Source organism: Kitasatospora sp. NPDC087315 (genome assembly GCF_044744345.1).
Taxonomy (GTDB): Bacteria; Actinomycetota; Actinomycetes; order Streptomycetales; family Streptomycetaceae; genus Kitasatospora.
In genome coordinates this window covers 117955-138140 of sequence record NZ_JBIUYD010000021.1, presented here as the reverse complement: position 1 = coordinate 138140, position 20186 = coordinate 117955, and the positions used below count along the sequence as shown (strand labels likewise).

General features: G+C 71.0%; 38 protein-coding genes. 31 read left to right on the top strand and 7 right to left on the bottom strand.

What is annotated here, in order from left to right; genetic code table 11:
* The 9 genes from ACIO5D_RS27860 to ACIO5D_RS27820 all read left to right on the top strand — a co-directional run bounded on the left by ACIO5D_RS27860 (window position 1) and on the right by ACIO5D_RS27820 (window position 4377).
* A complete protein-coding gene (locus ACIO5D_RS27860) occupies window positions 1-939 on the top strand; it encodes a hypothetical protein (protein ID WP_400798417.1) in 939 nt (312 codons plus the stop codon).
* Window positions 939-1067, top strand: coding sequence for a hypothetical protein (locus ACIO5D_RS27855; protein WP_400798420.1), 129 nt, complete (start codon window positions 939-941; stop codon window positions 1065-1067). Before ACIO5D_RS27860 ends, ACIO5D_RS27855 begins: the two co-directional genes overlap by 1 nt.
* Before the next feature lie 75 nt (window positions 1068-1142).
* The gene (locus ACIO5D_RS27850) at window positions 1143-1850 is read left to right on the top strand and encodes a hypothetical protein (RefSeq protein ID WP_400798423.1); all 708 of its coding nucleotides are present in this window, start codon (window positions 1143-1145) and stop codon (window positions 1848-1850) included.
* On the top strand, window positions 1847-2179 hold the full coding sequence (locus ACIO5D_RS27845; protein WP_400798426.1) for a hypothetical protein: 333 nt from the start codon (window positions 1847-1849) through the stop codon (window positions 2177-2179). Before ACIO5D_RS27850 ends, ACIO5D_RS27845 begins: the two co-directional genes overlap by 4 nt.
* Window positions 2180-2284: 105 nt before the next feature.
* Window positions 2285-2902, top strand: a complete 618-nt coding sequence (locus ACIO5D_RS27840) for a hypothetical protein (RefSeq protein WP_400798429.1) — start codon at window positions 2285-2287, stop codon at window positions 2900-2902.
* Between the two features lie 17 nt (window positions 2903-2919).
* A complete protein-coding gene (locus ACIO5D_RS27835) occupies window positions 2920-3303 on the top strand; it encodes a hypothetical protein (RefSeq protein WP_400798432.1) in 384 nt (127 codons plus the stop codon).
* A 9-nt stretch (window positions 3304-3312) separates the two neighbouring features.
* A complete protein-coding gene (locus ACIO5D_RS27830; protein ID WP_400798435.1) occupies window positions 3313-3570 on the top strand; it encodes a hypothetical protein in 258 nt (85 codons plus the stop codon).
* Between the two features lie 34 nt (window positions 3571-3604).
* A complete protein-coding gene (locus ACIO5D_RS27825) occupies window positions 3605-3814 on the top strand; it encodes a hypothetical protein (protein WP_400798438.1) in 210 nt (69 codons plus the stop codon).
* Window positions 3811-4377 (top strand): hypothetical protein, encoded by a 567-nt coding sequence (locus tag ACIO5D_RS27820; RefSeq protein WP_400798441.1) that lies wholly within the window; start codon window positions 3811-3813, stop codon window positions 4375-4377. The genes ACIO5D_RS27825 and ACIO5D_RS27820 overlap by 4 nt, the downstream gene beginning before the upstream one ends.
* Window positions 4378-4555: 178 nt before the next feature.
* Here ACIO5D_RS27820 and ACIO5D_RS27815 read toward each other — a convergent pair whose 3' ends face one another.
* The gene (locus ACIO5D_RS27815) at window positions 4556-4741 is read right to left on the bottom strand and encodes a hypothetical protein (RefSeq protein ID WP_400798443.1); all 186 of its coding nucleotides are present in this window, start codon (window positions 4739-4741) and stop codon (window positions 4556-4558) included.
* 112 nt (window positions 4742-4853) lie between these two features.
* Between ACIO5D_RS27815 and ACIO5D_RS27810 the strand changes: the two genes are divergently transcribed.
* The 21 genes from ACIO5D_RS27810 (at window position 4854) to ACIO5D_RS27710 (ending at window position 14839) form a co-directional block, all read left to right on the top strand.
* Window positions 4854-5426, top strand: a complete 573-nt coding sequence (locus tag ACIO5D_RS27810; RefSeq protein WP_400798446.1) for a hypothetical protein — start codon at window positions 4854-4856, stop codon at window positions 5424-5426.
* Between the two features lie 91 nt (window positions 5427-5517).
* Window positions 5518-5718, top strand: a complete 201-nt coding sequence (locus tag ACIO5D_RS27805; protein ID WP_400798449.1) for a hypothetical protein — start codon at window positions 5518-5520, stop codon at window positions 5716-5718.
* 82 nt (window positions 5719-5800) lie between these two features.
* On the top strand, window positions 5801-6022 hold the full coding sequence (locus ACIO5D_RS27800) for a hypothetical protein (RefSeq protein WP_400798452.1): 222 nt from the start codon (window positions 5801-5803) through the stop codon (window positions 6020-6022).
* A complete protein-coding gene (locus tag ACIO5D_RS27795) occupies window positions 6019-6375 on the top strand; it encodes a hypothetical protein (RefSeq protein ID WP_400798455.1) in 357 nt (118 codons plus the stop codon). The genes ACIO5D_RS27800 and ACIO5D_RS27795 overlap by 4 nt, the downstream gene beginning before the upstream one ends.
* A gap of 134 nt (window positions 6376-6509) precedes the next feature.
* A complete protein-coding gene (locus ACIO5D_RS27790) occupies window positions 6510-6737 on the top strand; it encodes a hypothetical protein (RefSeq protein WP_400798457.1) in 228 nt (75 codons plus the stop codon).
* The gene (locus tag ACIO5D_RS27785; protein ID WP_400798460.1) at window positions 6734-7366 is read left to right on the top strand and encodes a hypothetical protein; all 633 of its coding nucleotides are present in this window, start codon (window positions 6734-6736) and stop codon (window positions 7364-7366) included. The genes ACIO5D_RS27790 and ACIO5D_RS27785 overlap by 4 nt, the downstream gene beginning before the upstream one ends.
* Window positions 7367-7376: 10 nt before the next feature.
* Complete coding sequence (locus tag ACIO5D_RS27780; RefSeq protein WP_400798463.1) at window positions 7377-7679, top strand: hypothetical protein; 303 nt, start codon at window positions 7377-7379, stop codon at window positions 7677-7679.
* A gap of 62 nt (window positions 7680-7741) precedes the next feature.
* Window positions 7742-8071 (top strand): hypothetical protein, encoded by a 330-nt coding sequence (locus ACIO5D_RS27775; protein ID WP_400798466.1) that lies wholly within the window; start codon window positions 7742-7744, stop codon window positions 8069-8071.
* 60 nt (window positions 8072-8131) lie between these two features.
* Window positions 8132-8341, top strand: coding sequence for a hypothetical protein (locus ACIO5D_RS27770; RefSeq protein WP_400798468.1), 210 nt, complete (start codon window positions 8132-8134; stop codon window positions 8339-8341).
* Window positions 8338-8979 carry a response regulator transcription factor gene (locus ACIO5D_RS27765; RefSeq protein ID WP_400798471.1) on the top strand — a complete coding sequence of 214 codons (642 nt, stop codon included), beginning with the start codon at window positions 8338-8340 and terminating at the stop codon, window positions 8977-8979. The genes ACIO5D_RS27770 and ACIO5D_RS27765 overlap by 4 nt, the downstream gene beginning before the upstream one ends.
* Window positions 8980-9166: 187 nt before the next feature.
* Window positions 9167-9709 (top strand): hypothetical protein, encoded by a 543-nt coding sequence (locus ACIO5D_RS27760; protein ID WP_400798473.1) that lies wholly within the window; start codon window positions 9167-9169, stop codon window positions 9707-9709.
* Between the two features lie 103 nt (window positions 9710-9812).
* Entirely contained in the window at window positions 9813-10103 is a 291-nt protein-coding gene (locus ACIO5D_RS27755) for a hypothetical protein (RefSeq protein ID WP_400798476.1), read from the top strand.
* A 149-nt stretch (window positions 10104-10252) separates the two neighbouring features.
* Entirely contained in the window at window positions 10253-10747 is a 495-nt protein-coding gene (locus tag ACIO5D_RS27750; protein WP_400798478.1) for a hypothetical protein, read from the top strand.
* 224 nt (window positions 10748-10971) lie between these two features.
* Window positions 10972-11364 carry a WYL domain-containing protein gene (locus ACIO5D_RS27745; RefSeq protein WP_400798481.1) on the top strand — a complete coding sequence of 131 codons (393 nt, stop codon included), beginning with the start codon at window positions 10972-10974 and terminating at the stop codon, window positions 11362-11364.
* A 69-nt stretch (window positions 11365-11433) separates the two neighbouring features.
* Window positions 11434-11928 carry a hypothetical protein gene (locus tag ACIO5D_RS27740; RefSeq protein WP_400798484.1) on the top strand — a complete coding sequence of 165 codons (495 nt, stop codon included), beginning with the start codon at window positions 11434-11436 and terminating at the stop codon, window positions 11926-11928.
* Between the two features lie 71 nt (window positions 11929-11999).
* Window positions 12000-12386: a DUF3846 domain-containing protein gene (locus ACIO5D_RS27735; RefSeq protein WP_400798487.1), complete on the top strand. Its 387-nt coding sequence runs from the start codon at window positions 12000-12002 to the stop codon at window positions 12384-12386.
* A gap of 541 nt (window positions 12387-12927) precedes the next feature.
* Window positions 12928-13461, top strand: coding sequence for a hypothetical protein (locus tag ACIO5D_RS27730; protein WP_400798490.1), 534 nt, complete (start codon window positions 12928-12930; stop codon window positions 13459-13461).
* A gap of 34 nt (window positions 13462-13495) precedes the next feature.
* Window positions 13496-13690, top strand: a complete 195-nt coding sequence (locus ACIO5D_RS27725) for a hypothetical protein (RefSeq protein ID WP_400798493.1) — start codon at window positions 13496-13498, stop codon at window positions 13688-13690.
* Window positions 13687-14136, top strand: a complete 450-nt coding sequence (locus tag ACIO5D_RS27720; protein ID WP_400798495.1) for a hypothetical protein — start codon at window positions 13687-13689, stop codon at window positions 14134-14136. Before ACIO5D_RS27725 ends, ACIO5D_RS27720 begins: the two co-directional genes overlap by 4 nt.
* Window positions 14137-14263: 127 nt before the next feature.
* Window positions 14264-14593: a hypothetical protein gene (locus tag ACIO5D_RS27715; RefSeq protein WP_400798497.1), complete on the top strand. Its 330-nt coding sequence runs from the start codon at window positions 14264-14266 to the stop codon at window positions 14591-14593.
* 54 nt (window positions 14594-14647) lie between these two features.
* Window positions 14648-14839: a hypothetical protein gene (locus ACIO5D_RS27710; protein WP_400798499.1), complete on the top strand. Its 192-nt coding sequence runs from the start codon at window positions 14648-14650 to the stop codon at window positions 14837-14839.
* Between the two features lie 102 nt (window positions 14840-14941).
* Here ACIO5D_RS27710 and ACIO5D_RS27705 read toward each other — a convergent pair whose 3' ends face one another.
* Both ACIO5D_RS27705 and ACIO5D_RS27700 read right to left on the bottom strand, forming a co-directional pair.
* Window positions 14942-16000: a PhlD gene (locus tag ACIO5D_RS27705; protein WP_400798501.1), complete on the bottom strand. Its 1059-nt coding sequence runs from the start codon at window positions 15998-16000 to the stop codon at window positions 14942-14944.
* Between the two features lie 34 nt (window positions 16001-16034).
* Window positions 16035-16871 carry an XRE family transcriptional regulator gene (locus tag ACIO5D_RS27700; RefSeq protein WP_400798503.1) on the bottom strand — a complete coding sequence of 279 codons (837 nt, stop codon included), beginning with the start codon at window positions 16869-16871 and terminating at the stop codon, window positions 16035-16037.
* Between the two features lie 237 nt (window positions 16872-17108).
* On the opposite strand from ACIO5D_RS27700, the gene ACIO5D_RS27695 reads away from it, so the two are divergent.
* Window positions 17109-17258, top strand: a complete 150-nt coding sequence (locus ACIO5D_RS27695; RefSeq protein ID WP_400798506.1) for a hypothetical protein — start codon at window positions 17109-17111, stop codon at window positions 17256-17258.
* 64 nt (window positions 17259-17322) lie between these two features.
* On the opposite strand, the gene ACIO5D_RS27690 is transcribed toward ACIO5D_RS27695, so the two are convergent.
* The 4 genes from ACIO5D_RS27690 to ACIO5D_RS27675 all read right to left on the bottom strand — a co-directional run bounded on the left by ACIO5D_RS27690 (window position 17323) and on the right by ACIO5D_RS27675 (window position 20124).
* Window positions 17323-17910 (bottom strand): hypothetical protein, encoded by a 588-nt coding sequence (locus ACIO5D_RS27690; RefSeq protein ID WP_400798509.1) that lies wholly within the window; start codon window positions 17908-17910, stop codon window positions 17323-17325.
* Complete coding sequence (locus ACIO5D_RS27685; RefSeq protein WP_400798512.1) at window positions 17907-19037, bottom strand: MAB_1171c family putative transporter; 1131 nt, start codon at window positions 19035-19037, stop codon at window positions 17907-17909. Before ACIO5D_RS27685 ends, ACIO5D_RS27690 begins: the two co-directional genes overlap by 4 nt.
* Window positions 19034-19564 carry a hypothetical protein gene (locus ACIO5D_RS27680; protein ID WP_400798515.1) on the bottom strand — a complete coding sequence of 177 codons (531 nt, stop codon included), beginning with the start codon at window positions 19562-19564 and terminating at the stop codon, window positions 19034-19036. Before ACIO5D_RS27680 ends, ACIO5D_RS27685 begins: the two co-directional genes overlap by 4 nt.
* A gap of 92 nt (window positions 19565-19656) precedes the next feature.
* Complete coding sequence (locus tag ACIO5D_RS27675; protein WP_400798517.1) at window positions 19657-20124, bottom strand: hypothetical protein; 468 nt, start codon at window positions 20122-20124, stop codon at window positions 19657-19659.
* Window positions 20125-20186: the final 62 nt, after the last annotated feature.

The following is a 20186-nucleotide window of genomic DNA, read 5'->3' as shown; positions in this document are numbered from 1 at the left end:
ATGAACAACCAGAACGACCCGCGCGAGCACTACGCGATCCGCACCGACGACGGCCACTACCTCCACCACATCCCGCACCACCTTCTGGAGCGCTACCGCCCAGGCGACACCGTCACCCTGACCAGCAACGGCCAGCCGCTCACCCCCACCCCCGGCCTCCGCCACTGGTGGACCGCCGAACAGCCCGTGACCGGACCGCTGACCGTCCACTGGACGCCGTACCCGAAGACCATCGGCTACCAGCTGAGCGACCCGACCGACGAGTCCAAGCAGTTCCCCGCCACCATCACGCCGGCTCAGCACAGCGACATGAGGCACGACTTCGGCGACGTCATGTACCGCCTCTACGACCCGGTCAACGAGCAGCAGCCCAAGCAGCACGAGACCCTCACCACCGGTCCGTGGCGCACGCTGGAGGGCGCCCCACCCCCGGCCGAAGACGACCCCCGGTGGGTTGTCGACCTGCCCGCCTCGCTCACCAACTACCCCGAGTACCGGTGGTGGCTGCCCGGCAAGCTCGGCGGCCTCTACGACGCTGTCGAAGCCCACGCCAAGCGGAAGCGCACCAGCCTGTTCGGCGTCGGTCGGTCAACCGCGCAGTACGACGGCGTTGAAGGGCATCTGCGGGTCGAGATCGACGTTCCGTTCGCCAGGCCCGTCACCCGCCAGAAGACCACCGACTGGCGAGGCAAGAAGCTGAAGCGCCCCGAGACCGTCCAGGAAACCGTCAAGCGCAAGCTCGTCCTCCCCGTCCCCACCTGGGTACACGGCGACAGCTACGCCGACGCCCTCGCCGACTGGACTGCGCAGTTCACCTTCTGGACCGACCTGATCAACTCCGAGACCGGGGTCAAGGCCTGCAACCACTGTGGCGGCCACGGCTACATTCCCAACGGCGCCGAGAAGTACACCCCCGCCCCCGCCTCCCGGGAGAACTGATGGCAGACATCGCCGTCCAGGCCGCGATCAAGGCCGTTGTCGCCAACCTGACCCAGCAGGTGGTCGCCGAAGCCACCGCCGACGCCCGGGCCGCTGTCGAGGCCGCCGCCATGCAGCAGCGCGGCTGACCCCACCATCCCACCCGGCCCCCGCCCGCCATCCCAGCGCGGCGGGGGCCGACCCGTACCCGGAAGGCAACCCTGGTGAACACCCCCATCACGGCCGCCGAGCCGTGCCCCCTCCACCCCGAGAAGAACCGCTACGCCACCGCAGAGACCGCCGAGAAGGCCGCCACCCCCCGCGCGATCCTCCTCGGCTATCGCCGCCAGCGCCCCTACCTCTGCGGAGCCTGCGATTGGTGGCACATCAGCACCAAGCCCCCGCGCGCCATCTCCGCCCCCACCGGCCCCGACGGCCGGCCGTACGACCACGAGGCCCTGGTCCGCTGGTTCAACGAGTGCCCCCGCGACATACAGCAGCACCTGGTCCTCAAGGACGTCGAACAGCTCCTCGTTCCCGAACTCGCCGCCGCACTGCGCGACCCGGCCTGCGTACCGGCCTGGCTCCACATCCTCAAGCAGCAGCGCACCGCCGCGGCCACCGCCGCCGCCGGGCCGATCGGCGGCCGCCGCGCCGCCCGGGCCCGCCTTGCCCTGCTCACCGCCAAGCAGGCCGAAGCCCGCACCCTGCTTTCCATCCAGCCGACTGCCCCGCCGGCCGGAAAGGCCGGCCCTGGAACGGTCCGCGACTACGCGGCCGCCGCGCTCCGGCGCCGCCGCGCCGCCGAAGCGCACGCCGCCGCTGTCGAACTCCTCATCGGCCGCCACCCCGCCGAGTTCGCCCAACTGCTCGACCACGCCCGTCTGCAGCACAGCCTGCCCCCGGTCGACGACAACGCCACCGCGGCATGAACACCGTCTCCCGCCACGGACTCACCCTCTGCCCCCTCTGCCAGCAGACCGTACGCACCACCATCACCGCCGCCGGCCGCCGCCAGGCCGTCGACCCCGAACCCGACGACCAGGGCAACGTCGTTGCCCGCCTCGACCACACCGGCACCTGGCGCTCCCGCGTTCCCACCGCAGACCTGCCCCAGGCACTCCATGAGAAGCGGTTCATGCCACACGCCGCCACCTGCACGCGCTCCGGCCGGACACTCTCCCCGGCCCGGCTTCCCGAGGGGGTGGCCAGCCTCGACGCCCACCGCAGACGGCGCAGCACGCCTCAGCGCTTGTTCTAACCCAATAAATGACTTGCAAAGTGGATGCTGTTTATGTAGGTTCTCTTTCACCGCGAAGATCACCGCACCTCCACCGGGTGGTGCCCGACCTCGAGGAACCACACCTTGACCACCATCACCCCCAACCCGCCCTCCCCGTACGCCACCGCCGACCCCAACCTGCGCCACACCCTTGCCCCGCCGAACAACCTCCTCGGCCGGTTCCGCACCCCGGCCAGCACCCTCGCGCTCACCGACTGCCGCGCCCTGGCCGTCGTCCCCAACCAGCCGTACAACTTCAGTGCCTCGCCGGTTCTCCCCGACGGCCTCTGCACCACCTGCATCGCCACCTGGATATACGACGAACCCGCACCGGCCGCCCCGCTCGCCCAGCCCTGCGAACGCTGCGACGCCCTCACCCAGCACGGCACCCTCTGCGCCGTATGCCGCATTGACGCCCACGACCGCTGGACTGCCGACGGCTGCCCGTCCTGGGAGGCCACCTACGAACCCGGCAACATCTCCACCTTTCACCTGGGCTGGCACCACACCCCCCACACCGCCCGCGCCGCCGCCCGAGCCTGGTTCTGGGAACAGCACACCGACACCCACACCCTGCTCTGGTATCCCGTCGAACCAGGCACCGACAACTGGTACGAGGCAAACCGCATCAACCATGACGGCACCGAATCGCCAGCCAACCTGATCATCCGTCGACTTCGAGGCACCCAAACCGCCGCCTGACCACCCGGAGACCCGCCATGGCCGCCGCCTACCTACCCCTCGGCAGCACCCGCTACCACCTCGACGCCAACTGTCCGGCCCTCGACACCGCCCGCCTCCACAACGGCGGCATCGTCGCCGAGATCACCCCCACCACCGGCTACACCCCGTGCCTGCTCTGCGTCGATACCGCCCCCACCGAGTGGACCGTCACCACGGAGACGATTGCCGAGCTGTGGGAGCTCATCGGCCCCGCCAAGTACCACACCAGCATCAACCCCGACACCGGCCGTGTCGCCATCGACGGCCTCACCCTCCTCGAACACGGCAACGCTGACCGCCAGTTTGCCCGCTTCGGGGACACCATCCGCTTCGACCGCAACGGCTGCTACCGCGTCCGGCCCGCCGCCCCGTCTACCTGAGGACCTGAAATGGATGTCACCGAGTTCGCCCGCCGCCAGATCGAATCCGCCCGCACCACCCTGCTCGCCGAGACCGAGCGCGTGGCCGACCACGCCCGACACATTCATGCCGACGCTCAGGCCGGACGGCGGGTGGCCGGCGACCTGGAACGGCTCATCCAGTACGCCACGGCCGCCCTGCGCCGCGCCGCCCAGCTGGAGGGCATGGAGGAGATGGCCTCCTACACGACCGGCCCCGAGGCGCGCACCCCGCCGCCCGCCGCCTGACCGGACCCGCCCGACCTGCGCCCAGGAGAACCCCATGGCCCAGCCCTACCCGCACCGCCTGCGCCTCCACGAAGGCCGCAACACCCACGCCGCCCGACCGGTCCGACTGCCGGACGACACCACCGCCCTCCTCACGCCGTGCGGCTACATGAACGGTCCCCGAGACGAGCTGAAGGCCGACGACGCGGTGATCACCTGCCGTGCCTGCGTCCGCACCATCACCACCGAGGAGACCAGCCGATGACCCAGCCCCAGCCACGGCACTTCGTCCACTGCTACGTCTACGACGGCTTCGACTGCACCTGCAGCATCCCCGCAGGCACCTACGACGGCGACCGCCCCGGGCCCGAGGAGAGCCAGCCCGAAGCCGACTGCAGCAACTGCAGCAACTGCAACGCCGTCGACCGCAGTACCTGCCCGACTTGCAGTTGCACCCCCGCCCTGCCCGCCCAGCCCATCGACCTCCCCGCCATCCAGGCCCGCACCGACGCCGCCACCCCCGGACCCTGGTGGGCGGCCTTCGTCGCGGCCGCCCGCACCGACGTGCCCGCCCTGCTCGCCCGGGTCCGGGAACTCGAGGCCGAGCGAGCCTTGTACGTCGGTGTCGAACCCACCATCGCCGAGGAGATGGCCGAGCTGAACCGGCGCCTCGACGCCGTCGAGAGCCTGCTTCCCGCAGACCCTGCCGAGGACATCAACGCCAGCTGGATTCCGCCCCACCGCATCCGCGGCGTCCTCAGCGGCCCCACGCCCGCCGCCGAGACCGTGGCCAACGACCGCCCCAGCGGCCCGCAGACGCCCGCCTGAGCGCCTGCCAGCCCCAGACCGGACCACGAGCCCAACGGGGGCGCGCTGGCCCGCCAGAGCGCCCCCACAGCCCCGCCATGCCGAGAGGGATCACGATGCACCAGCCGATCGCCACTGACCGCGGGCAGCATGAAGCGCCGCGCGGCGTCGGCCGGCGGTTGTTGCAGGGCGGGGTGGGTCAGGGCTTCGGCGGCTCGGGTCGCGCGGGGAGCTTCGCCCCGGGGCGCCGCAGGTACCAGGCGGCGAACTCGTTCAGCAACTTGGCGCGATCGGCGCCCTGGGCCTTGGCGGCGACGAGGAGGTCGGTCCATGTGTCGTCGTCGAAGCGGACTGATCGGTGCTGGGTCTTCGGGGCGTTCGGCATGGCCACACAGTACCCCGGGTGTACGTACATCGAAAGCCCGGAAGCCCTTGTGGTGTACGTACACCAGGCGCTATGGTGTACGTACACCCCGACGGAGAGCAGGGAGCCCGCCATGGACCTCACCCACACCCGGATCGAGAACGGCACCACCACCCTCATCACCACCCGCGCCGCCCTCGACGAGATCAACGCCGGACAGATGGACAAGGCCGTGAAACGCACCATCCGCAGCATGGCCGCCGCCCGCAGCAGCGCCGACATCGAGTACCGCGACGGCCGCAAGGTCCGCATCCGGCCCGCCACAGTCGAGGAGATCGCCGAGCACACCACGCCGGCCAAGTTCCAGCCCGGCCAGCGCATCGTGGTCGGCAACGGAACCGTGCAGACCGTGGTGAAGGTGGCCGACCGCATCGGCAGCGAGCCGCAGCGTGTTGAGGTCGAGGGCAGCCTTCAGTGGCTCGCCGACGACTGCGAACCCGCTCCCGCCCTGGAGTACCGCACCCTCAAAGGCGCCAAGGTCGGCGACGTCATCACCCTCTGGCAGCGCGGAGACAAGAAGGGCCCCGTCGGCGAGCCCATCACGATCACCATCACCGGCACCCGCAGCGGCTGGGACGCCCGCTACCCCAGCGGCCGGGAGGGCTTCCTCGGCGGCACCGGTTCCAAGTACTGGGTCGTCGCCTGACCCACTCCCCGGGCGGCCGGAACCCACCGGCCGCCCGCCGGACCGGTCCGACCCCACCCGCGCCCGCCACACCAACAACGGAGATACGCCGATGAACGACCTTGACATCCCCACCATCCCAAGCGCCCTCGCCCACCTCATGTGGGAGCTGGAGCAGAACACCAAGCCCGGCGAGCCCGACCCCCGCTCCGCCCTGTGGGACCGCCTGTTGCTCCAGGAGGGCTATGACGTCGCCGCCCCCCTCTGGTCCGCCGCCTGCGCGTACTACGACCACGACCACACCGAGAGCTGACCAACCAGCAGGGGCGGCCGTACGGCCCCCGTCGCGTCCGCCCCGGCACCCGACGCCACACACACCCACCACGGAGACCCACATGGCCAAGCGCACCGCCCGCCAGGAGATCGAGCGAGCGTTCCACGTCAGCTTCAAGCTCCCCGAGCAGTCCGCCCAGTTGCTCGACGCCTACGCCGCCGAGGTGCTCGCCCAGGCCCGCAGCCGCGTGGCCGTCCTGCCGACCGCCAACTACGGCCGGCTGATCGCCGCCACCCGCGAGCAGATCCTCAACGCGATCACCGCCGCCGGTGGTGCCCGGTGACCGACACCCCGCCGCCCAGCCTCCGCGACCGCATCGAGCACGCCCTCCGCACCGCAGCCGTACCGTGGGCCGCCACCATGCCCCCGATCACCCAGCACGGCGAAGACGAACACCGTTCCGAGACCGGATGCTCGCTCTGCCACGGCGACGCCCCGTCCATCGCCGATGCCGTCATTGCGCTGGTGCAGCCCGAGTTGGACGCCCGCGACGCCGAGAACGCCAGGCTCCGCGCCGAGAACGAGCGGCTGCAGGCCGCCGCCGCCACCCTCTCCGCCCTCCACGCCTACGGCGTCGACAACTGGGACGGCTACAGCGACGCCCTCCGCGCCCTCCACGGCGAGGACTGCGACTAGCCCGCCCCCAGCGGCCCGCAGACGCCCGCCTGACAGCCCCACAGCCCCAGACCGGACCACGCAGCCACGGGGGCGCGCTGAGCCGCCAGAGCGCCCCCACAGCCCCGCCACACACACCCACCACGGAGACCCACATGTCCCAGCCCACCGCCCGCCAGCGCCTGGAGAACCTCCTCGACCGCTACCGGGCCGAGACCGTCAAGACGCCCCTCGACACCCACCACGCCGACGCCCTGCGCCTCGCCGCCGACGTGCTGGAGGCTGGCAATCCCGACCGGAGCCCCGGGTTCAGCGACGGCGTCGACTGGGCCGTCGCCACGCTCCGCTCCGCCGCCGACAAGACCGTCGGGGGCGACCGGTGACCGCCACCCCGCCGCCCAGCCTCCGCGAGCGCCTGATCGCCGCCCTCGACGAGGACACCATGCGCCCCCGTGACCAGCGGCAGGGCCTCATCGAGGCGATTCTCACCATCGCGCAGCCCGAGCTGGACCGGCTCACCACCGCCCTCGAAGTCGTGACCGCTCAGCACGCGAAGGCCATCACCGCCCGGGACAAGACCGCCCGCAAGGCCAAGCTCCGCACCGACATCGCCGACGCCGAACTCGCCACCCTGCGTACGGCGGTGCGCGACCTCGGTGGTGGCCCCGTGCAGGTGCAGAACCTGTACGCGCAGCTCAACCTCCGCACGCGCCAGTGGACGGAGGCAAAGGCCGAACTGGACGCCCGTGACGCCGAGAACGCCAGGCTCCGCGCCGAGATCCTCGCCCAGGGCGACGCGCTCATCCGCAGCCGTGCCGAACTGGCCTCCGCCCGCGCCAACGCGTTCACCGAGGCCGCCGACCACCTCGACCGGATCGCCGACGAGGTCGAAGCCAAGGTCGCCGCCTACTACGGGCCGGAGTCCGGAATCGGCCCCGGATCCGCCGGCATGGTCCGCATGGACGCCAAGGAGCTCCGCACCCTCGCCACCGCCCGCACCCCGACCAGCTGAGGACCCGCCCATGTCCGCCACCCGCTGGACCCGATACCCCAGCCCCGAAGCCAAACTAGCCGCCCTCACCCAGCCCATCGTCGGTGGCCACCTGGAGTGGACCGGCCCGACCAGTGACGGCCACCCCCTGCTGAAGCACGCCGGACGCAAATGGCCACCGGTCACCATCGCATTCCGGACGCACTACGGCCGCGACCCGATCGGCACCGTCCGGCCCGGCTGCGGCGTCCCGCACTGCCTGGCCGGCGCCCACCTCGACGACACGCCCACCCGGGTCGCACACCGAGCCGCATACGCCGCACTCGGCCTCTGACGCCCCCTGACGCCCGACGCCGCCCGCAACCGCGGGCGGCCACGACCTGAGGAGCACCCCCGATGGGCATCTGGAACAGCGCCGTCCTGCTGTACGGCATCCCCCTCCCCGACAACCACGACGCCGCCGGCTCGCAGGGCGAGGAACTCCGCGACAGCGTCCTCAACCACCACGACGGCATCAGCCACGCCTCCGCCGGCCCGTACGACCGCCACACCACCTACCTCTGCACCGAGTACGCCGACGCGGACATGGGCGAGACCGAGACCCTCGCCCCCTTCGACCCGGCCGGGCAGGACGAGCGCGACGCGCGCCTCCACCACGCCTGCCTGGAGCTCGACTTCGCCGACCACCCCGACCCGGCCTGGCACCTGATCGCCAGCCAGAGCTGACCCGCCCGCCCCGGCCTGCCGCACCCGGCGGCAGGCCCCACCCCGACCCGAGGAGCACCAGTGACCGACCAGCCCGCCGACCTGCTCACCGCCGCAGCCCAGCGCCTTCGCGAGCACCCCACCGCCCCATACGACCAGCCAGTCAGCGAGTGGCTCGACGCTTACGCCGCCCGCTTCGTCACCTGGCGTGGCCCGCACATCTCCGCCGAGCTGGGCCACGCCCTGGCGGTGGCCCGTGCGGTGCTCGGCCAGAACGGCGGCCAGCAGTGACCCGCCCTCTTACCCCGCGCGAGGCCGACGCGATGCGCTACGCCACCAGCGGCCTCGACCCTGCCCAAATCGCCCGCCGCCTCGGCATCACCCCCAGCGCCGTCAGGTCCACCCTCCAGCGCGCCAGCCGCAAGCTCGGCGCCCGCACCCTCGACCACGCCATCCAGATCCACAACCAGCCCACCCCGAAGGAGACCCCCATGCCCGGCCAGACCCCCGCTCAGATCGCCTACCAGGCCTACGGCGCCGCCACCGGCGGCCGCACCTACGACGGCCGCCCCATGCCCGCCTGGGAGGAAGAGCAGGCAGCCGGCTCGGCAGTTGCCCGACTCATCGCCAAGCTCGGCGCCCGCGACCGCGCCAACCTCGTTCACATCGCCCACCAGCAACGGCTCCTCACCCACGTCAAGTGCGGCACCCACAACGGCTACCGCCGCCACCAACGCCTCCGCGAACTGGCCTGCCCGGACTGCCGCGACGCCGAAGCCGACCGCAGCGCCCGCCGCCGAGCCGCTGTTCGTACCGAGACCCGGAGTGAGGCCGAAAAGGCCTACAGCGGCTACGCCGACGCGAACCGGGAGGCAGCGCGCCAGATCCGGGCCATCATCGCCCCGGCCTTCGACCAACCCACCTCCTGAGGAGACCCATGACCCCCGACCAGCTCGTCTGGCCGGGTGTTGGCGCATCGTTGCAGGTCAGCGGGGATGTGTTGACCACGTTGAGGACGTGGGGTGCCCATCTCCCCCATAAATGACTTGCAAAGTGGATGCTGTTTATGTGAGAGTGGAGTCACCGACAACGAACCACCACAACTGGGAGGACCCCGTGTCCAAGGCCTTCACCATGTACAAGTCGCCTTCTGGGAACGGCGGTTACATGCTCACCCCCGTCAGTCAGGTCCAGGCGGCGGCCGAGCATGGCAACAACGTAGCTGTGCTCCACGGCGACGGCTCCGTGTCGATCACCTACGCCATTGGCACCCGGACGACCCGCTACACCCCCGTGACCAAGTCGGAGGCCGACGCGATCATGGACGCGAACGGTGCCCGGTTGCTGGCCGCCCAGGTGCTGCTGGAGCCGGTGCGTGCCGCCCTTCGTGCGGCGGAGGGCGTGCAGGACGGGGTGCACATGCTCGAGGGCCCCGGGGCGCGTACGGGCGTGGTGGCTTTTATCGGCAGTGCCAGGGTGAACGTGATCTGGTGGCACGCCACCTTTGAGGAGCAGCTGGCGGCCGAGCGGCCGGGGCAGGACCCGTGGGCCGACGGCGGCGCCAGGGGGGCGGTTCGCCCCGTGCTGGAGGCCTTCGCGCGGGAGTACGGGGCCGTCCTGGCGGAGAACCGGGGCAACTTCACCATCACCCCGGCCTAGTGCCGGTGTCGCCCCGGGTCCGCACCGGGGCGGCACCCTCCCCGCTCAACATCCCCGCTCGCCCGCCCTGGGGCGGGCCCTGCCCCTTCACGGAGGTTCCCTCGTGCTGCGTCTGATCATCGCTGTTCTGTTCATCGCCCCGGCCCCGCTGGCCGACCAGCCCATGCGCGTCGCCATCCGTGTCACCGCCACCGGGATGACCGTGGCCCGGGTCCTGCCCGAGCCGGCCTGTGCCGCCGCCAGCGATGCCCTGACCGTCGCCCTGGAGGCTGAGGGGCTGGAGTCTTACGGGGTGAGCGCCCGCACCTTCCGTGAGGCTGCCGCCGCCGTCCAGCGGCTCTACGGCGCCGACCAGGCGCCCGGGCCGGACAGCTACCCGCCCACTGTCTGCTGACCGGTGTTCGGGGGCCGGCCCCGGGGGAGTGCCTCGGGGCCAGCCTTTTGGGCTGGTTCCACCACCCCTATAAACGACTTGCAAAGTGGATGCTGTTTATGCGAGTGTGGTGCCACCGACAACGAACCACCACAACACGGGAGCCCCCCATGGCGCAGACCACCACCCTCACCGCGGAGCAGCTCGGCAACTACCGCCGGCTGCTCACCAGCCCCTGGCGCCTGTTCACCCGCACCAGCCGGGCCGCCCTGCGCCACCTCCTCGAAGCAGCCGAGCGCCAGGCGCAGCAGCACGCCGAGGACACCGCCACCGGCGCCCGGCCCCACACCGTCATGGCCGTCGAGTCCTCCGTCACCCCCACGACCGCGAAGGCCACCGGCATCCTGCTGGCGGGCGCCGCCGCCGGACACGTCCTCATGCCGTTGTCGGTCACTGCCGGACCGAACGCGGTGTGCGTCGTGGTCCGCCCCGCAACGCTGGAGCAGTGGACCGCATGGACAACGGCGATCGGCGCCCGGCCGGGCGAGACCATCCACCGGGGCAGCGTGTCGAAGGCGAAGGGGTGCCGCGCGGGGGCGCCGGTCGTGCTCATCGGCTACGGCGTGAGTGCCCTGTTCGTCACCGACGCCCGGGCGGTTCGGTAGCCGGGCCCCCGGCCCGGACCGGTGCAGCGCCCCGCTCCGGGCTGTTCCCCGGGGCGGGGCGCAGCCGTGTCCGGCGCCGGCCAGTACAGGCCGGCGGCGGGGGAGTGGAGAGGCCGGGCCGGAGAGGTTCAAGATCAACTCTATAAATGACTTGCAAAGTGGATGCTGTTTATAAGAGGATGGGGTCACCGACAACGAACCACCACAACCGGGAGGGGCCCCCAATGATCCACGCCGACACCACCAACACCGCCGCCACCACCACCCGCCTCATCCGCGCCATGGACCGCCAGCACCCCGTCACCATCACCTACACCAAGGAGAACGGCGAACAGTCCGTCCGCACCATCGAGATCTACGACCTCGTCATCTCCAGGGCCGGTGACGTCCTGGTCAAGGCGATGGACCGCAGCACCGGCGAGTCCCGCTCCTTCCGCATCGACCGGATCACCGGCTACACCGTCCACCGCACCGCCTACCTGGTCGAGCGCACGGAGACCGACACCCCCGCCGCCCCCACCCTGCGCCACCCCGGCAACCCGGCCGCCCTCCTGTGCCCCACCGTCGCCAAGTTCGCCGACCCGGTCACCGTCCTGGCCGGTCTCCTCTCCCTCTGACCCGCCCGCCGGGCCGCACCCCACCAGGTGCGGCCCGGCCCCACCACCACCCCACCGGAAGAGGCCACCATGACCACCACCGTGCCCAGCCCCGCCGCCGCCCTCACCGAGATCGCCCGGCTCACCGACGAACTGCGCAGCCTGTACCGCCTCCCCGCCCGCACCGACGAAGACGACCAGCGCATCACCGACACCAAACTCCGGCTGCGCACCCTGGCCGCCGTCCCGCCCACCGGCCACACCCTCCCGAAACCGGCCGCCGACCTCATCGCCCACGCCCACACCCACGGCTGGGAGGCCTACCCCTACTGGACACACGGCCCCGGCATCGAGAACCCGTTCGTCCTCGTGCACCTCGCCTACCTGCTCACCCCCGCCGAATCGGCCAACTACCGCTCCGACCGCTGGACTTTCCAGTACACATGGCACTCCCGGGGCTGCGCCCCCGGCCGGATGCGCCGGTTCGGCGCGGGCACCGTGTGCAGCCCGGGCGGCCTGCACAACGCCCCCGCCCCCTCCCTGCGCACCGCAATAGCAGTCATCGCCAACCCCGTCCGCCCGTAGCCTCCGCCCGGCTGCGCCCCGCCCCCGGGGCGCAGCCGGGCCCCGCCCCGACCGAAAGGAACACGCCCCCCTTGACCGCCGTCCCCAACGCCCTGGTCATCCACGACAGAGGCAGCCTCGAACTGGTCGTCCTCCCGTTCGGCACCGGCGGGTTCGCCAGTGCCCTGGACGACATCCTGGACTGTGACCTCATCACCGCCATGACCCTGACCGAGCGTCTGGTCGTCTGGCGCGACGACGACGGCATCAACAGCGGCAGGCCTGTGAACCGGGCTGCGGGCGCTCTGATCCAGCGCCACCGCCGGGACCTCCTCCCCCCGGCCTGGGCCGTCTGGGGCCGTGCTGTGCTCACCGGCGGGGCCGACCTGGCCGAGCTTGCGCAGCCGCTTACCGCCGATCAGCTCGCCGGTGCCGTGTCCGTGCTCAACAGCATCGGTCCGGCGTCCACTGCCCGCTGACCGTGCCCCGTTTCCCCGGGGTGCACCCGGGGGAACGGCCGGCCCCGTCCGTGCGGTCGGGGCCGGCGGGGCCGTGGTAGATGGCCAGGCCTGATAAACGACTTGCAAAGTGGATGCTATTTATGTCAGAGTGGTGCCCACACCGAGAGCAACACCAACGCGAGGAACCCCATGAACCCGCACCTCTGCGACTGCGACCCCTGCTGCCGCACCGTCCCCAGCTGCCACGAACCCACCTGCCCCGCCATCAAGACCACCCCCACCCCGGCACCCGCCTCCGACGGCGAGTAGCCCCACAGACCGGGCGGCCCCACCCCACAGGGCCGCCCGCCCGCAGCACCACCGAGCGCGGCCACGACCGAACACCGGTCACCCCCGAACCGACACGGGGACACGGCCCCCGGGGCGCTGCGAACACCCGGACCAGCCGGAGCGCGGACGCGCGGACCCAGGGCGGACCCCCTCCCGCCGCCCAACAACTCCGCTTCCCCCTCCGGCCGGTCCGGGCCCACACCACCACCACACGAGAGTGAGCCCCGCCATGCCCAGCACCGCCGTCTTCGTCCTCCGCACCGCGACCGCCCTCGACGCCGCCCCCGTCATCGCCACCGTCCTCAACGACCTTCCCCCCCTCCTCGGCACGCCGCTCTCCTTCACCTACCGGGTTGACAGCATCACCGCAGACCTTGAGAACTGGCTCACCCCCGACCAGCGCAACACCGTCTCCAGCATCCTCGCCGACCACTTCATGCACGCCGGATGGGGCTTCAGCCACACCCTCCAGCACGGCACCACCACCACCCTCACCACCCACCTGACCCACCCCACCCAGACCACCCTCACCGGCCACCCGGCCACCGACACACGCCCCGTACTGCTCTCCACCACCCTCGCCGCCTTCGTCAACCGCATGACCAACCAGGACACCATCGACCACCTCACCCAGCCGCTGTCCTGCCCCGAGGCCACCGTCATCGCCGACCTGCTCGATGTTCTCGGCCACCAGGACGCCGCGAACACCTGGCGCACCCAGCACGCCGCCGCCGACCCCGACACCGCTTGCACCCTCCGCTGACCCACCCCACCCCCGCCCCGAAACGGAGAACCACGTGCTCACCACCCAGACCCCGGCGACCTGCCACCATCTCTTCGCCCACCCGGCCACCGACGCCGACCACGACGCGCTCACCGACGACCTGGCCTACTTCCGCAGCATCGGCGACGGAGCCGGCATCCTCATCGCTGTTGCCCGGCTGACCGGCGCCGCCGCCTGCCGCAGCCAGCTCACCGGGGCAGCACGGTGAACCTTCTGACCCTGCGCCACCGCGTCCACATGCTCCTCGGCGGCGAAGCCGAGCAGCACGACAGCGACATCACCACCGTCACCATGTCCAACCCGGTCCAGGCCGGTGGGCCGTGGGCGATCGTCGTCACCACCGCCGACCAGCACACCCTCCGCCTGACGTTCACCGACACCGGCACCGAGTACTACACCTACCGGGCCGAGATCGATCACTTCAACGGCATCGCTCTCGGCACCTACACCAGCCCCGCTGACGCCCGCCTGCACATCGAGACCCACTACACCGACATGTACGGCCCGATGCCGATGCGCTGGTCCCCCGAGATACCAAAGGCCGACGAACCCCAGACCCTCTACGTCACCAAAAACGGCAGGGAGTGGGCCACCAGCTGCCGGGTGATGCCCGTACCGGTCCGGGACTGTTACGACCCCGACGCCGAGGAGTAGCCGGGCCCGACCGGCCCGGCCCCCACCCTCCCTGCCCGCCGCTGAACCACCACCGGGCGGCCGCCGGTATCAGGCGGCCGCCCCTGCCCGGGCCACCGTCAACCAGCGCTTCACCGAGAGGACCGACATGCCGTACGCCGTACTCAGCCGACGCCCCGCCGAATTCAGTGACGCCAGTATCGGACCCATCACGCACCACACTGAGCAGCCCGTCGAACCGCTGACCATCTCCTGGGACAGGCAGGTCGACACCCCCCACGACCCGGCCAAGCCGACCGTCGTCCACTGCGTCACCACCGACGGCCGCCCCGTTCTGCTGCTCCTCGATGAGGAACTGCGCGAGGCCCTCGGCCTGGCCCTGGTCGACCCGAGCCTGCCCGACGTCGAGACGGACCAGCCCGGCCCGCACCGCGCCCGCCGGCGGTTCGCACCGCGCCGCCACGTCCGTATCCGCTGACCCCGCCGCCCGGCCGGAACACCTCCGGCCGGGCCCGACTCCCAGGGGAAAACCGTGCCAGGCCCCCAGAACCCCCGCACCGGCCTACCGCCGGCCCCGGCGCGCTGCGACCGCCGCACCTACACCCTGATCGCCGCCGAAGCCGCGGCCACCGCCGGCCGGATCGCCCGCGGCCCGCTCCTCAACCCCGCCGGCCACCACCAGGCCGTCCCGGCCGGCCTGCGCCGCCACCCACTCATACCCTGACCCGGCCTCCGGCCAACGACGAAGCCCCCGGCCCGTGTTGCTCACAGGCCGGGGGCTCCACCTACGACTCCCGCACACCACTCTAGGACACCACCGTCCCGGTCACGCTGTTCCGTCGTGCCACGCCGTCTTCAGCGCCGACACACTGAACCCCGGCCCGAAACCGATCAGCAGACCCCGCTGCCCGGCCTCCGGCGGATCCGCATGCGTGCGCTCCAGCACACGCAGCACCGACGGCCCGCCGAGGTTGCCCTCCTCGTCCAGCGACGCCCACGAGTTCCGGAGCCACTCGGCCGGCACGTCCAGCTCGAGCGCCAGGTCGTCGAGGATGCTCACCCCGCCGGTGTGCGCGACCACGAACTCCAGCGGCCACGGCCCGGCCGCTCCGCCGGCCAGCCACTTCCGCAGCTCCGGCGCCATGTCGCGCACCGAGTCCGTCGCGGACTTCTCGCTGTCGAAGTGGATCCCGAGCTCGTCGACCCGCTTCCTGTAGCGGGTCTTCGTGCCAGGGATGACGTACTCCCACGTCTCCCCAACGGCCAGACCCGGGCCGAGAGGTGAGTCCGATACGACTGTGGCGATACCGGAGTCCCCCCACAGCGCCTTGTAGATCATGTGCTCGATCCGGTCGTCACCGTGGTGGTACATGCTCGACAGCGACTCCCCGCCGGCCACCAGCACCCGCGTTCCCGGGTGCGCCCGAACGTAGGTCGCGGCCATCACCAGGGCGTGTGCACCGCCCCCGCAACCCAGTTGCGTCATCGGCCACCGGCTGACCGTGGCCGGCAGGCCCAGCGCGTCCTGGAGGTGGATGTCGAGGCCGGGAACCCAGTCCGTGGTGCTGCTGGTGGTGATGATGCAGTCCACGTCGTCCGGGGCCGTCCCGGTGGCCTTCAGTGCCGCCTCGCAGGCTGCGGTGGTCATTGCCAGGACGTCGGCGATCGCGGTGGTGTTGCGTTCCTCGACGGTGCGGTCGGCCAGGACGACGTCCAGCGGCTGCGAGAAGCGGCGCGCCGCCGGGGACTTGGCGAGGACCCGCTTGATCACCCCCATCCGGGGGTGGTCGGCGTGCCGGACGGTGATGTCGTCGATCAGCTCCTGGATCGTCACGACGTGCTCACCGAGTACGGAGTGCGGCCGGGCTATGTAGGCGTGCGGCATGGGAGTTCCCCCTCTGGGGTAGGGCGGTGCTGGTTCAGCGGCGCAGCGTCGCGTCGGCGCGGTAGTCGGGGAGCAGGAACATCAGCCGGGCGCCGGGGGCTCCGAGCGGCATGGACGGGGCGATCGTGACGGAGATCAGGCGGTTCTGGCCGGCATCCCACATCTGGCGGGTGTCGCCGTCCTGCTGGTAGTAGGCGTCGGGCATCGACCGGTAGAGCGGGCCGGCCACGGGGTCGGCCTCGACCCGGCTCTGCAGGTCGGCCAGCTCGAGGTTCTCGCGGTACTCGTTGCATGCGGCCCGCAGCTGGGGCAGGACCATGCGGGCCCAGCTGTTTTCCCAGTCGTACAGGCCGGTTTCACGGGCGTAGGGGGAAAGGACCATCCATTCCATCGTATTGCGTGGTGCCTCCCTTCCGGGGAATAGGGAAGCGAATTCTGTGTTGTGTGCGAGGACGTTCCAGGCGAGGTCGTTCGCGTAGCAGGGGTGAGGGTGGGCTGTGACGATTTCTTTCCAGTGCCCGCCGATGGTCATGCCGTCGTTGGGGTTGAGGGTGTGGGGTGGCTGGTGCCGGTAGACCAGGTGCCACAGGGTGGTCCACCCCTGCTTGTCCAGGTGCAGGATCCGGGCTACCTGCTCGACGTACTCGGGGGGTACGGCGCCGCGGGAGCGGCCGCACTCGAAGCGCCCGTATGTGCCCAGTGCCCGTCCTGTCAGGTGGTCCATGTGGTCCTGGGTCAGGCCGGGGGCCCGCCGGCCCGAGCCTTCGGTGCGGCTCGGGGGGAGTTCCAGGTCGGTCGGGTCGATCTCCGCCCGCCGGGCGGCGAGGAACGCCTTAAGGGCAGTTCTGTCCGGAACGTGCCTTCTGTCCACCTTGGCTGATGCTCCCTTTACCGACACGCCGACAGACTCAACCGCAACGCGACCGATTTTACCTTTTCTATAGGGACGAATCTTCCCTGTAAAACACCCTGCGGGTAAGCCACAATCACATGAGGGAGATCATCCGTCACACAGGGGGACGAAATGCCAAGGGGGGCACCGAACATGCCGAACAAAAACTCTTCACCCCAACTAAGGCAACCCTCACCACGCACACACTTGCGGGCCGTGCCCGACCCCACCCCGGGCCCCGGCACCGACGACCCTCTCCCGCCGACCCTGCGCTGCGCCCGCGCGGCCGGCACCCCACCCGGCTACACACCGGACGTCACCACCCTCATCAACCAGCTGCGCCACCACCCCGCCGCGCCGCGCTGACCCCTCCACAGCGCGGCACCGCAGGATGGTGGCGCAACCACCGCGGCCCCGCAGAACCCGGGTCCTACCGCACCAGCGCGAACACCCCGCCGGCCACCACCAGGCCGAGCAGCGCCCCGGAGACGACCTGCCCCACGGTGTGCTCCTGCACCCGCACCCGCGCCCACCCGAGCACCGGCACCACCACCAGACCGAGCAGCCACCACCAGCCGTACGCCTGAGCCAGCATCACGACCGAACCGGCCGTCACCGCCGCGTGCACGCTGATCTTGTACCACCGGGTCACCGGCCAGATCGCCGTGATCGTCGCCCACATCGCCGCCGTCAGCGCGATCATCGGACACGGCGCCGACGTCACCGCCTCCAGCGCGATCCCCGCCGCAGCAGACGCGCTGATCACCGGCAGCACCGACATCCGCTTGATGCGGTTCGTCAGATGCCGCTCGGACCAGCGCCCGCCCGACTTCCCGTAGACGATGTACGCCATCGGGACCACTGCGGCGAAGACGATGGCGAGCGCTGCCCAGCCGAGGCCGGCCCAGCCGTAGTGAACGCCGAACCCCAGCGACACCACCACGATGACGTTCTTCGGGTCCACCCAGTCACTGACCCGCCGTGCCACCTGCCACAACATCCCGGACTGCTCGCTCACACCGCCCCCCTGGTGTACTGCGCGGCCACGTCCATCGCCCACCGGATTTCCCGCTCCGGCGCCCGCAAGTCCTGCTCCGCCAGCTCGTCGTGCTGCTTCGGGCCCTCCGTCTCACCAGCTGCCTTGCGCCTCAGCGCCGACCGCACCCACAGGGCTTCCGCCCCCGGATCCGAACCGACCGCCGCCGACCGCGCCGTCCCCGGCTCCGCGTACGGCTGGAGCGACAGGAACCCGTCCCGGACGGTGAACGCGCTGTGTGCCACATCGATCGTCCGGTCCCCGATGGTGAACAGCTCCCGCCAGCGCGACCGCCGTTCACCCATCACGAGGTGGGGGAACTGGTCGGCGATGTCGGACCACAGCGGGTAGATCCGCCACAGCGCGTACTGGTCCCGGACGTAGCGCACCAGCGCCCGCATCGGAGCGAGCACCAGGCCAGTGACGATCAGCAGGATCGACAACACGATGATCACGTCGGACAGTGCGTCGACCTGGGCGTTGTACCCGTACCCGAGGTCGGCGATCGTCCCCATCATGATCATTACCCGGTGCAGCGTGTACACCACCCCCAGGGAACAGCCCAGCGCCAGACTCGTGACGCCGGTCCGGGCCAGCCCCTTCGGCACACCCCGCCGCCCACCCAAGAACACCAGAGCCCCGATCAGCATCGACGCACCGAGGTAGGTGTAGAAGATGGCCAGGTAGGCGGTCACCCAGGGGTCGTCGAAGTGCTGGACGATGATGTCGTTGGCGTAGGGCGTCGCCGGCCGGGGCACTGCGGTGAAGAACAGCACCCCCATCACGGCCGCGGCAACACCGACCAGCGGGAAGTTCGCCCGGATCCGACGCGGGGAGGCGTCGTGTACCGCGTAGAGGTAGTCGAAGAGGCAGGCGATCGAGCCCATGCCGAACAGGTGGCGCAGCAGCACCGGCAGGCCGGGCACCCAGTGGTGCAGGAAGCCGCTGTCGATGGCGGGCCCGCCGGCCGCCAGGGCAGTTCCCAGCGCGCCGACGCTCAGCGACAACGACCGCGAGGTGCGGTTGCCGTCCCTGACCGCAGCCGGCAGCCGCCACAGACACTGGCCGATCAGCGCGACCGGAAGCAGACCGAACAGGATGAGGTTCACCGGGTACCCGCCGTCCCGTAGTCCTGGCGCACGGGATGTGCGAGTGTGGCCGTCAGCCGCTTGCCGTCCGGCGTCGTTCCCCGGCCCGAGCCCAGCCGGCTCGCGAGCAGCAGCGCGATCGTCTCCGCCTCCTGCTCCTCGACGGAGTCGTAGCTGGCCCTCGGCAGCCCGAACAGCTTCGCAACATAGCGCGGTTCCATGTCCGGGAACGCCTGCTGGATCATCTCGGGGTTGTAGTCAGGCTGGTGGCCGGCCGCGATGTGGCCGAGCTCGTGCAGTTTGATCAGGGTCTGGTGGGCCAGGCTGGTCCGGGACTCGTAGAAGACTGCGTCGACCGACGCCAGGGGCACCCACAGGCCCGTGTGGGCAGCGGTGTCGGCCGTCGACGGCAGCGGGTGCATGGAGATGGGCCGGCCACGGTGCTCGGCAAGCGCGTCCGCGAACGCGTCAGCGCTGAACGGGTCGGGTATCGGCAGGTTGCTGAGGATCTTCTCGCAGCGGCTGCGGAGACCTCTGGGGAGGGGCATGAGGGACCTTCGGCTGTGAACGTGCAGGCCGGCGGAGGCGTGCGGGGAGGAACAGAGAGGTGCGCATCCAAACACACCGGCACCTGACCTGGCTACGGTGAACGGTGCAGCCGTTCGATCTCCAGCAGCTGGTCCATGAGCGAGCTGACCACCCGGCGGTTCGCCGGCCCGAGCTCGGCAGCACGGTGCATCAGCCCGGCAACCCCATCGTTCCCGCGCGTGGCCGACAGACCGTGGGCTTCACGCACCTGGTCCAGCATCCCCGCGGCCATCTCGGCATCACTGAGGAAGTAGCGGGCACCGTTGCGCAGGCCGAATGCGGCACCGAGTGCGTCAAGGGTCGCCACGGTGGGGTTCGGCGCCAGTCCCCGGCCGTTGCGTGCCTCCCTGATGTGCCGAACGCTGTCGGTGGAGAGATGCCGGGCCGGCTGCGTGGCCTCATAGGCACGTTCCACCAGCTCGGTGTACGTGATGTGCGGTGAGTTGGCCAGGTTGCGTGCCTCGTTCACGGCGTTGATCAGGTCATTCAGCCGGCCCGCGATGGTCCGGGCCTGCTTCACGGCCTGGGGAGTGTCTGCTCGGCTCACCCCTGCCCCCGCTTTCTTGTCGTGTCCAAAGCTAG

What these genes read in the sequence shown, in the direction of transcription:
- ACIO5D_RS27860 (WP_400798417.1), top strand. Translation starts at nt 1, where the DNA reads ATGAACAACCAGAACGACCCGCGCGAGCACTACGCGATCCGCACCGAC.
- ACIO5D_RS27855 (WP_400798420.1), top strand. Translation starts at nt 939, where the DNA reads ATGGCAGACATCGCCGTCCAGGCCGCGATCAAGGCCGTTGTCGCCAAC.
- ACIO5D_RS27845 (WP_400798426.1), top strand. Translation starts at nt 1,847, where the DNA reads ATGAACACCGTCTCCCGCCACGGACTCACCCTCTGCCCCCTCTGCCAG.
- ACIO5D_RS27835 (WP_400798432.1), top strand. Translation starts at nt 2,920, where the DNA reads ATGGCCGCCGCCTACCTACCCCTCGGCAGCACCCGCTACCACCTCGAC.
- ACIO5D_RS27830 (WP_400798435.1), top strand. Translation starts at nt 3,313, where the DNA reads ATGGATGTCACCGAGTTCGCCCGCCGCCAGATCGAATCCGCCCGCACC.
- ACIO5D_RS27825 (WP_400798438.1), top strand. Translation starts at nt 3,605, where the DNA reads ATGGCCCAGCCCTACCCGCACCGCCTGCGCCTCCACGAAGGCCGCAAC.
- ACIO5D_RS27820 (WP_400798441.1), top strand. Translation starts at nt 3,811, where the DNA reads ATGACCCAGCCCCAGCCACGGCACTTCGTCCACTGCTACGTCTACGAC.
- ACIO5D_RS27815 (WP_400798443.1), bottom strand. Translation starts at nt 4,741, where the DNA reads ATGCCGAACGCCCCGAAGACCCAGCACCGATCAGTCCGCTTCGACGAC.
- ACIO5D_RS27810 (WP_400798446.1), top strand. Translation starts at nt 4,854, where the DNA reads ATGGACCTCACCCACACCCGGATCGAGAACGGCACCACCACCCTCATC.
- ACIO5D_RS27805 (WP_400798449.1), top strand. Translation starts at nt 5,518, where the DNA reads ATGAACGACCTTGACATCCCCACCATCCCAAGCGCCCTCGCCCACCTC.
- ACIO5D_RS27800 (WP_400798452.1), top strand. Translation starts at nt 5,801, where the DNA reads ATGGCCAAGCGCACCGCCCGCCAGGAGATCGAGCGAGCGTTCCACGTC.
- ACIO5D_RS27790 (WP_400798457.1), top strand. Translation starts at nt 6,510, where the DNA reads ATGTCCCAGCCCACCGCCCGCCAGCGCCTGGAGAACCTCCTCGACCGC.
- ACIO5D_RS27780 (WP_400798463.1), top strand. Translation starts at nt 7,377, where the DNA reads ATGTCCGCCACCCGCTGGACCCGATACCCCAGCCCCGAAGCCAAACTA.
- ACIO5D_RS27775 (WP_400798466.1), top strand. Translation starts at nt 7,742, where the DNA reads ATGGGCATCTGGAACAGCGCCGTCCTGCTGTACGGCATCCCCCTCCCC.
- ACIO5D_RS27750 (WP_400798478.1), top strand. Translation starts at nt 10,253, where the DNA reads ATGGCGCAGACCACCACCCTCACCGCGGAGCAGCTCGGCAACTACCGC.
- ACIO5D_RS27745 (WP_400798481.1), top strand. Translation starts at nt 10,972, where the DNA reads ATGATCCACGCCGACACCACCAACACCGCCGCCACCACCACCCGCCTC.
- ACIO5D_RS27740 (WP_400798484.1), top strand. Translation starts at nt 11,434, where the DNA reads ATGACCACCACCGTGCCCAGCCCCGCCGCCGCCCTCACCGAGATCGCC.
- ACIO5D_RS27730 (WP_400798490.1), top strand. Translation starts at nt 12,928, where the DNA reads ATGCCCAGCACCGCCGTCTTCGTCCTCCGCACCGCGACCGCCCTCGAC.
- ACIO5D_RS27715 (WP_400798497.1), top strand. Translation starts at nt 14,264, where the DNA reads ATGCCGTACGCCGTACTCAGCCGACGCCCCGCCGAATTCAGTGACGCC.
- ACIO5D_RS27705 (WP_400798501.1), bottom strand. Translation starts at nt 16,000, where the DNA reads ATGCCGCACGCCTACATAGCCCGGCCGCACTCCGTACTCGGTGAGCAC.
- ACIO5D_RS27680 (WP_400798515.1), bottom strand. Translation starts at nt 19,564, where the DNA reads ATGCCCCTCCCCAGAGGTCTCCGCAGCCGCTGCGAGAAGATCCTCAGC.